The sequence below is a fragment of the Streptomyces otsuchiensis genome, from assembly GCF_004305975.1.
GTDB classification, from domain to species: Bacteria; Actinomycetota; Actinomycetes; order Streptomycetales; family Streptomycetaceae; genus Streptomyces; species Streptomyces otsuchiensis.
Window position 1 is genome coordinate 1 of sequence record NZ_BHZI01000430.1, and the last position, 3,040, is coordinate 3,040.

2 protein-coding genes are annotated in these 3,040 nt (G+C 78.1%); both read right to left on the minus strand.

Annotated features, from left to right (window positions below):
- Positions 1-1,132 (minus strand): hypothetical protein (locus E0D90_RS27380; RefSeq protein ID WP_157996941.1); only part of this gene is annotated, 1,132 nt, incomplete at its 3' end.
- 28 nt (positions 1,133-1,160) lie between these two features.
- Positions 1,161-2,486, minus strand: a complete 1,326-nt coding sequence (locus tag E0D90_RS24695) for a sensor histidine kinase (RefSeq protein ID WP_130800155.1) — start codon at positions 2,484-2,486, stop codon at positions 1,161-1,163.
- Between the last annotated feature and the right edge of the window lie 554 nt (positions 2,487-3,040).

Here is a 3,040-nt window from a genome sequence, read left to right on the forward strand (position 1 = left end):
CCGCGTCCGTGCCCGCCGCGTCCGTGCCCACCGCGTGCGGGGCGGCCCGGTCCGTGGCGGCGGGTTCCGCGGCGGCGGGGTCCGCGTCGTCTGCGAGCAGGGTGACGACCCCGATCCGCACCCGCCCCCGGTCGCGCACCACCGTCGCCCGCGCCGTGTGCCGCGCCCCGGCCAGCGCCACCAGGGCGGGCTCGGTCAGCGCCCGCCGCACCCGCGGGGGCAGGGCCACCGGCTCGCCGCGCACGGCGAACTGGACCGAGACGCCGTTGCGTTCCGCGAGATCCAGGCAGGCCCGCAACTCGTGGACGAGCGGGTCGGTCGTCTCGTCGTGTTCGGCGAACAGCCGCCGCAGCCGCGACGCCTCCACCGCGCAGCCGTGACGGACGCCGGGGTCCGCCGGGTCCAGGCTGCCGTCGGCCAGCCCGCCCAGCAGTGGCAGGGCCGTCGCGGACAGCTCGCGGTAGCGGGCCAGTCCGTCGGTGTGCAGCTGGTCGGCCAGCAGGGTGCCGGTGCGGATGCGGTCCTCCTGCCGGCGCGCCCGCTGCACCGCGGCCGCCTGGGCCCGCAACTGCCGCGCGATGGCGGCCACCCCGAGCTGGAAGGTGCACACCACCAGCACGCTGGTCGCCATCCCGGCGAGCGCGACCCGGTCCGGCACCCCGGCCGCGAGCAGCTGTACCGCCGTCAGCGCCAGCTGGCCGCCGAGCGCCACCGCGACCACCGGCAGCGGCCGGTCCAGCAGCAACAGCACGACGTACCAGCCCGCTACCAGGGCGCTCCAGTGCGCGTCGCCCATGAACTGGGAACCGTCCGTGAGCCCCGACGTGGCGGCGGCCGAGGCCACCACCGCGACCACCAGCGCGGCCGCAGCCCAGCCCGGCGGGCGGTGCCGCCGCCGCAGCTCGAACACGCACTCGGCGGCCAGCAGCGCGGTCAGCGCGCCGAACGCCACCAGCTGGACCCAGGGCTGCCGGTAGTCGCCCAGCCCGGCCAGCATCCCCGGCAGCGCGAGGCCGAACTGCACCGCCGCCAGGGTCCCGAGCCCGGCCAGCCGCATGCCGTAGCCGCCGAACCGGGCGGGTGCCCCGGTCGTGGTGCCGCGGCCGGCCGCGACGGCCGAAGGATCAGTCACGGGTTCAGTCACGGGCTCGCTCACAGGTTCAGTCACGGGCTCGGTCACGGTCCTCCTCCCGCCCCGCCGGATACTCCAGCCGCACCGAGGTCGGGCCGCCCGGACGGGAGCGCACCACCGCCCGGCCGCCTACCCGCCGCATCCGGCCCACCACCGAACCGGCCAGCCCGTAGCGCTGTTCGGGGACCGCCGCCGGGTCGAAGCCGATCCCGTCGTCGTCCACGCGCACCACCACCCGGCCGTCCTCCCGCTCGCAGCTGACCCGCACGGTGCGCGCCGCCGCGTGCCGCTCCGCGTTGCGCAGCGCCTCCGCCATCGCCCCGCGCAGCGCGGCGGCGACGGCCGCCGGTACCCGCCCTATGCCCGGCTCCATCCGCGCGACCACCGTCGCGGGGTGGCGCGCCAGCTCAGCGGTCAGCAGCTCCGTCGGCTCCACCCCGCCGGGCGCGGCGGCCGAGAGGTCCCCGGCGTCGGTGTCCGAGCCGGTCCGCAGCGCCTCCAGCCGGGCCACGTCCCGGGCCGCCTGCCGACGGAGTACCGCCGGGTCGGGACGGGCGCCGGGCGCCGAGGCGACCAGCAGGGTGGCGCAGCAGGTGTCGTGCAGCACCGCCAGGTACTCCTGCTCCGCGCGGCGCCGCGCCCACGCCAGCTGCTGGCGGCTGCGCGCGCCGGCGGCGGCCGCCGACGCAGCGTCCTCCGCGCGGCAGCGCCGCACCACCACCTCGTGCAGCCCGCGCCCCAGGGCCGCCTGCACCAGCAGCCACGCGATCTGCGGCACGGTGTCCGGCCAGGTGTCCGGACGCGCCAGCATCACGCCCGTCAGGTCGGCGGCGGCCAGCGTCACCGCCACCAGTGCGCCGGGCAGCGGCGGGTGGGTGAACTGGACGGAGACCACCACCACGCTGATCGCCACCAGCACCCATGTCTGGCCGTGCTGACCCTGCTCCTGCGGGACGGTCAGCCCCTGCGTCAGACACAGCGCGGCCATCACCAGCAGGTCGGCGGCGAGCAGGAATCGCGGGGCGCGGCCGGCCTCCGACCAGCGCAGGTGCCACACGCTCCAGCCGATCGCCGCGCCCGCCGCCACCGCGGTCTCCGCCGTCCGCCCCTGCGGAGCCGCGGCCATCGCCAGCACGGCGCAGCAGCAGACCACCAGCGCCCGGGCGCGCAGCACGTACCGGCGGCCGACCGCGTCGAACGCGGTCTCGGCCGGCCCGCGACGCGCCCGCTCGGCGCGGCCGCCGGGCGGCACCGCCGCTGAGGCTCCCGTCGGGCCGTCGGGCGCTTCGGCGGTGCCGGCGCCGGCCGGGCCGGGCGCCGAACCCCGCTTGGGTGTAGGGCGATTGAGCGTCACTGTCTCTCCCTGGCTGACGGTAACGTCTGCCGTCGGTAGCTGTGACCAACACTGATACCTCTGATCACGCCCGTCCCGTGGCTGTGGGCATCGCATCGTCCTCAGCGCCGGGCGGCGGCCCGGCGGACGCGGCGTGATCACGGCGCGGCGGAGCCCACCGGCAGACCGGTACGACCACCGGACAGCCGGCGCCGGATCGTCCACGGGGGGCGACCCGGCGCGCGGGCGCCGCCGCGAGCATACGGCCGACGTCCCGCGCACGGCACTCCACAGCGTCGGTGCCCGGGACGTGCGGCAGCCGTCGCCCGGCGTGGTGACGAGATGCGGTGGACGCGGGCGGTGCCTGCTCGCCCGTCCGCACCCCCTCCGCGCATCTCGCGCTCCGCGCCGGGAACGGCGCCGGAGGAGCTTCCGCTCGTGTACCCCGCCGCCCACCGTGCCACTCCGGCCGGCGCCGCGCCCAGGCCGGTTCCCGGTGTTCGCGTCCGCTCAGCACCGCCCCGTCCGGCCGCCTCCCCGGCGGCCGGACGGGGCGGTGCTGAGCGGACGCGAAC